Origin of the sequence: Zymomonas sp., assembly GCF_020216885.1 — a bacterium.
Classification (GTDB): Bacteria; Pseudomonadota; Alphaproteobacteria; order Sphingomonadales; family Sphingomonadaceae; genus Zymomonas.
The window spans coordinates 1-5775 of record NZ_JAIWON010000163.1 but is presented as its reverse complement, the minus strand read 5'-3'; the positions used below and the strand labels follow the sequence as shown (position 1 = coordinate 5775).

At 45.1% G+C, this 5775-nt stretch carries 4 protein-coding genes, 1 tRNA gene and 2 pseudogenes; 4 read left to right on the top strand and 3 right to left on the bottom strand.

The genetic code is table 11. The features are described 5' to 3' along the window. Positions 1–605: 605 nt before the first annotated feature. Positions 606–682 (top strand) — tRNA-Met (locus tag LDL18_RS08550). A gap of 186 nt (positions 683–868) precedes the next feature. Here the strand turns inward: LDL18_RS08550 and LDL18_RS08545 are convergent. Continuing rightward, positions 869–1858, bottom strand: coding sequence for a carbon-nitrogen hydrolase family protein (locus LDL18_RS08545; RefSeq protein WP_296508735.1), 990 nt, complete (start codon positions 1856–1858; stop codon positions 869–871). Between the two features lie 69 nt (positions 1859–1927). Here LDL18_RS08545 and LDL18_RS08540 point away from each other — a divergent pair, with 69 nt between their 5' ends. Further along, complete coding sequence (locus tag LDL18_RS08540; protein ID WP_296508733.1) at positions 1928–2878, top strand: LysR family transcriptional regulator; 951 nt, start codon at positions 1928–1930, stop codon at positions 2876–2878. A gap of 125 nt (positions 2879–3003) precedes the next feature. Here the strand turns inward: LDL18_RS08540 and LDL18_RS08535 are convergent. Beyond that, a pseudogene (locus LDL18_RS08535) lies at positions 3004–3739 on the bottom strand (IS5 family transposase). Between the two features lie 513 nt (positions 3740–4252). Here LDL18_RS08535 and LDL18_RS08530 point away from each other — a divergent pair. Together LDL18_RS08530 and LDL18_RS08525 are read left to right on the top strand one after the other, a co-directional pair. Further along, complete coding sequence (locus LDL18_RS08530; protein ID WP_296508731.1) at positions 4253–4570, top strand: hypothetical protein; 318 nt, start codon at positions 4253–4255, stop codon at positions 4568–4570. Positions 4571–4663: 93 nt separating this feature from the next. Continuing rightward, positions 4664–4837: a hypothetical protein gene (locus tag LDL18_RS08525; RefSeq protein ID WP_296508728.1), complete on the top strand. Its 174-nt coding sequence runs from the start codon at positions 4664–4666 to the stop codon at positions 4835–4837. Between the two features lie 60 nt (positions 4838–4897). Here the strand turns inward: LDL18_RS08525 and LDL18_RS08520 are convergent. Then, positions 4898–5709: pseudogene (locus tag LDL18_RS08520) on the bottom strand (IS5 family transposase). Between the last annotated feature and the right edge of the window lie 66 nt (positions 5710–5775).

Here is a 5775-nt window from a genome sequence, read left to right as displayed (position 1 = left end):
CACTGATAACCGGTGTTATAGTGTATATAAACAGTAAAATACCTTGATTTTTCTTGCACTTATCATGGTAACCAACATTAGAATATAGGACGCCTCGAATAAGAAATTATACGAGGCGTCTTTATAACACGGCCACTAACCGAATTTTTCAATAGACTCTCATGATGCGCAGCATTCAAAAACCGAGACTAGGAGACTAGGGTTTCTTTCCGAAAGAATTTTCGTCTATCGCCTTCAAGACAATCTTTTATTGAAAATGTGACAGGTTATCCTTTGGAAAAGGCAATCAAAATCCTGATTCAGACGGTATAATTTCGTCCATCATGCCTCATGCGGCCTTTTTGAAGCTGTCAGATAGTCTTGCTTGTCTCAAAATACTTTTAAAAAAATATAGGGTCTTTTGGCTCGCATAGCCAAAATCAGCTTTTGGCCAAAAAACGGGCAGGGGTAAGCCCTCCTTCTCGCACCAATAATCCCAAACTCGATTTAACGTAAAAAAAACAAACAGAAATAACAAAATACCGAAAAAAACAGTTGACCAAATACCCGTATCTCTCTTATACGCACGCCTCGTCAGCTAATAAATTTTGCGACGCAAAATGAATGGCGGAGTAGCTCAGCTGGTTAGAGCAGCGGAATCATAATCCGCGTGTCGGGGGTTCAAGTCCCTCCTCCGCTACCATCCTTAAAACTAAATCCTCCTAAAAAATAAATGGCTAATGTCGGATTATTCCCGCGCCATTTTATCCCTCTATAAATACCTAAAAATAGCCTCCTTTATTTTTTAAATTGTCCTTACTTTATTTGACTGCCTTTACGGCGGCATCATCGCTATAATATCGCCATAAAAACGAAAACCGCTTCATTCTTAATCTAATGGAGATATCTCTTTGTCGGAGACAGGCTTCTTCGCTGTTGCCTGATCGCGTGAAAATTGATCTGTAATGACTTGATGTGGTTGGCGATCGACCTTGATTTCAAAAATATCAGGTCGCCCGTAATGACCTGATACATCCAAATCATAACGCGCCTTGATCGTGTCTGATAAATCAATATCAGCTACCAAAATACCTTCTTGACCATAGAGTGGGCCCGCCAAAATATTGCCCATTGGATCGATGATGACGCTTCCGCCCGCAATCAGTTCTGTTTCAGGGTTATCGCCCTGTATGCAATCATAGTCTGTGGGCGCATCGGCTCGCGTCATATATTGGCAGGCACTCAAAACAAATAATCGACCTTCATAAGCAATATGGCGCATAGATATCTGCCATATCTCACGCTGATCGACTGTTGGCGCACACCAAATATTGACACCACCCGCATACATCACCTGACGCAGAGCAGGCATATAATTTTCCCAGCAGATAGCAGCGCCCAATTTCCCGATAGCCGTATCCATAATTTCTATGGTGGAACCGTCACCTTGCCCCCATACCAGCCGTTCAGTCGCTGTCGGCATCAATTTGCGATGCTTGCCTATCAATCTCCCGTCGGGGGCAAAGAATAAAGCGGTGCAATAAAGCGTCGCTTCCGAACGCTCAATCACACCCACCACTAAATAGGCTTTCATTTTGGCAGCAAAGCTACCTATGCGGGCAGTTTCTTTTCCGGGAACATCAATAGCCGCTTTCCAATAACGCAAGAAATCTTCTCGTCCGGCTTCTGTTCGTGTGCCCATTCTCGCGCCAAAGTCTAACCCTTTGGGGTATCCACCGATATAGGCTTCGGGGAAAACCGCCAATTCAACCTTTTGTTCTGCCGCCTGCTCACACAAGACTTCCATTCGATCCAATGTTTTTTCGGTATCAAACAGGCTGGTTCCAGCTTGGATAACCGCTACGCGATGACAGCTCATTTTTATCATCTCCTTCATAAGCTGTCGAAAATATTGCACTTGGCGATCATATCATTCAAATCGAATGATATGATTCGTAAAATCAATATAAGTGATATTACCCGCTTTGATTTTAATCTGGTGATTACCTTCTTGGCCTTGTGGCATGAAAGAAGCGTAACCAAAGCGGCTGCCCGCCTTTCGCTAAGCCAATCCGCTGTCAGTGCCTCTTTAAGCCGCCTCCGACAGGCTGCGGGTGACCTGCTTTTCATCCGAACACGCCAAGGCATGGAACCGACACAACGTGCCATAGATATGGCTGAATCCCTATCTGAAGGCGCAACTCTTATTTACAACGCCTTTATTTCTGAAAATGAATTCGATCCAGCCCGATGTAATAGGCATTTTTCAATCGGGATGTCTGATGATTTCCAATTGGCTCTGGGATCAGAAATATCGAAACAAATACAGGCTACCGCCCCAGATGCCTCGGTCGTCTATCGACAAACAAACCGCTACACAGTGCAACAGATGCTCGAAAATAACGATATTGATCTGGCTATTGTAACCGCTCCGCTGCCTCGTCGGGGATTATGGCAAGAAGTCATCGGAGAAGGCGGCTATGCCTGTCTATGCGATGCCCAAAGTTGCGGTTTTTCTGAAAATCCGACATTGGAAGACTATCTTTCCTTGCCCCATATTTTGGTTTCTTATTCAGGCAGGGAAGGGCTGGTTGACGAGATATTATCAATAATGGGACGGTCTCGAAAAATTCAGACTGCACTGACCCATTTCGCGGAACTGCCCCCTTTTTTGCTTGGGTCAAAATGCCTCGCGACTATTCCAAGCCACGCCGCGATCAGCCTTGCTAGATATACCGGACTGACGATATTTGAGGCACCTTTGGAATTAACAGCCTATCCCATCATCGCAACAATGCGCTTATCCTCACAAAAAGACACTGCCCTTTTATGGCTGTTTCACATTATAAAACGGGCGATCAGGGTTCAAAATAATATCTTACTGCCACCACAATCTTAAGGCTTTTTCTAATATATTTGCCGATATTTTGACCCGATAGCCTCACGCTATCCAAGATATTTAATATATCATCCCTCATCTTTTTGATGACAGATATTAAAGTCTAGGGTCTGTTAGGGCTTGATTCAGTCTGCTACGGCAGCGCAGTTGATGACCGCGAGGAATGAGGTTGCTGTTTTTTCGTATCTGATTGCGACAGCGCGCCACGCCTTGAGGCGCGCCCAAAGGTTCTCAACGAGATGCCGACACCGATAGGCTGACCTTGGGCAGGCAACCGACCCATCCCGTCATTTCGCGAGAATAGCCGGTCGGGCTTCCATGTCCCATATCCGTTCACGAAAGGCGTTCGACGCGTAGCCTTTGTCCGCCACGACCCACAGGGGAACGGTGGGAAGATTGTCGAGCATGGCTACCGTCAGAGGCAGTTCATGAGCCTGCCCCAAGGCCAGCGCAAAACCGAAGGCTTTTCCATGCCCATCAGCGATTACGCAGATTTTTGTGCCATAGCCGCCACGCGATTGGCCAAGTGCTTCACGATGGTCTCGCTCTTTGAAAAAGCTCTTTTTTTGAGCTTCCACCGCCTTGTGGTGAGCTCTGATATTCGTTCCATCCAGAAAAGTCATTCCGCACGCTATTTCGTGCTGTTCCTAAACCAGTTCGAGCAGGCGTTCCCACACGCCCAGTTTCGTCCAGCGAATGAAAAGTTGTGCAGCCCGCCACCACGAACCCAGTTCAGCGCAGATACGCCTCCATTTCGCGCCATTCTTATAACGCCAAAAGATTATATTCTGCGCCGCAGATCATGTGGCAGCGTCTTGTCTTGTCTATCGGGCGAACCGCATCAGTCAGAGATTCCCAGATCGTTCATGTCTCGTCCGTAAAAATGCCAGTGCCTGTTTCGGCTCCTTCTTCCATCTCTATAATATGGAAAGAATTTCAAGATCTAATAGACCCTAACGATATCTTATGATTTTAGTTATGGCGGCTAATGATGAATTGACGAGCGTGATAAAATTTACTTACGCTTCCCACGCTTCCCACGCTTCCCACGCTTCCCACGCTTCCCACGCCATATGTAAAATAAAATAACTATAAATAATTATAATATTCTATATTTCTTTTGTAAATTTTATTTATTTTTCATTTTTTTAAAAAATAAGTTCAATTTGAAAGGCTGTAAAAATTTTATGGCAAAAAGATTTATCTGAAAATGGAGAAAAAAACAGCGATTTTAAAAAAGATATACAAAACAATCTGATACCTTTTTATCGGCTAATTATATCTGTCATGGTGCATAGCCATTTTTCTGTAACCCTATTAAGATACAGAGCAACCAATCATCCCTTAAATCATTTTTTAAAAAAGGGTGGAAACATGAATCTGATACAGAAACTTTTATATTTCTTAGGCTGGAAAACAAAAAAATATACGGAGACAGAGCCTGCGGTCAATCATCCGGTTATTCCGCATGACGTGAATTGCTACAGTGCTGATTTCCCGCCTGCATTGATGCAAAATTATACCTTGCTTGAAGAGGCATGGGAAAAAGGCCTGCTAACAGAAGATGAATTCTTGCTTGCAGAAGACAAGGCCGTGCGTCTTTACCAAGATATTACGAAAACCAGTGAATATTTTTACGAAACCTATCGCTTGGCGATTCAGCGCGTCGGCAATCTTCCTGTTGAAGAATAAAAAACCCCAAAAATGGATTGGCCTCACTTTTTTAAAAAGGTAAAAACTTTAAAAAGGTAAAAACAGGCCAGTTTGGCAATCAGGAAATCGAAATTGGCCAATAACGCAATAACAGACCAAACATCGCATCAAAACACTATCACAGAACAAGCCGATCCCTTCGATCCGGCACCACATCGGGATGTTTCTTTCTCGACTATTCTGCTCTTTTGTCTGGCCTTAGGGGTTGTCATTTTCAATTTTATTGCCAACCGCCTAAAAAAATAGCAGGATACAAAGCGTCTTAAGCCTTAAAGCCTGATCCGAAAAACTATGCTTTGCAGTGCGTCATGTAATCATTCGGATGGAGGCGATCATTATCCATGCGGTTGAAGAGGCGATGGACGTTTCCCAATCTTTTGCGAGCCTCCTACAACGTCCTAGCCAAGCAAATGTCCGTTCAACGACCCATCTGTGCGGCAGGATCTGAAAGCCTTTCGCCGTATCTGACCTCTTGATGATTTCAACAGTCCATTTTCCCATAGATGCGAGCGAGGATCGCAATTTGTCGTCAGCATGCCGCCATCAGCGAAGATGTAGCGCAGCCAAGGGAAGCGTTTGCGTATTGCCGACAAGACATCAACAGCCGCATCCCGATCCTGTATATTAGCAGCATGGACGAGAAAGAAGAAAGATTAGGAAAACGCATGTATCAGTCATGATATGACACTTGCGGCCTTTGATCTTTTTTTCTGCATCATAGCCCGAAATTCCGCCGCTTTCTGTGGTTTTCACCGACTGGCTGTCAATCACGCCTGCGCTCGGGGAGGCTTCTCGCCCCTCAATTTCACGCAGGCTCATGACCAACACCGTATTCACCACCTCGAACCGTCTGGCATTACGCCAAGCGTAAAAATAGCGCCTGATGGTCGAGACCTGTGGAAAGCCTTTCGGCAGCAGACGCCACGCACAACCGGCTGAGGCCATGTAGAGTATCACGTTGAACACTTCGGGCATATCTTCCTACGGGGGCGACTACCCTGTCTGGCCACGGGGACGAATGGCACGATCAATGTCCATTCTCCCTCTGTTATATCTGATGGATAATGCAGACCTTCTCGGTTATGCTCGCGGCGGACAATTCCTGTCCATGTCATCATTCTCTCCATCTCTTCTCAAAGATAGATGAAGCTTAACATAGGGCTATTGTTCGAAAAATTTCGGAT

What these genes read in the sequence shown, in the direction of transcription:
- LDL18_RS08540 (WP_296508733.1), top strand. Translation starts at nt 1,928, where the DNA reads ATGATTCGTAAAATCAATATAAGTGATATTACCCGCTTTGATTTTAAT.
- LDL18_RS08545 (WP_296508735.1), bottom strand. Translation starts at nt 1,858, where the DNA reads ATGAGCTGTCATCGCGTAGCGGTTATCCAAGCTGGAACCAGCCTGTTT.
- LDL18_RS08530 (WP_296508731.1), top strand. Translation starts at nt 4,253, where the DNA reads ATGAATCTGATACAGAAACTTTTATATTTCTTAGGCTGGAAAACAAAA.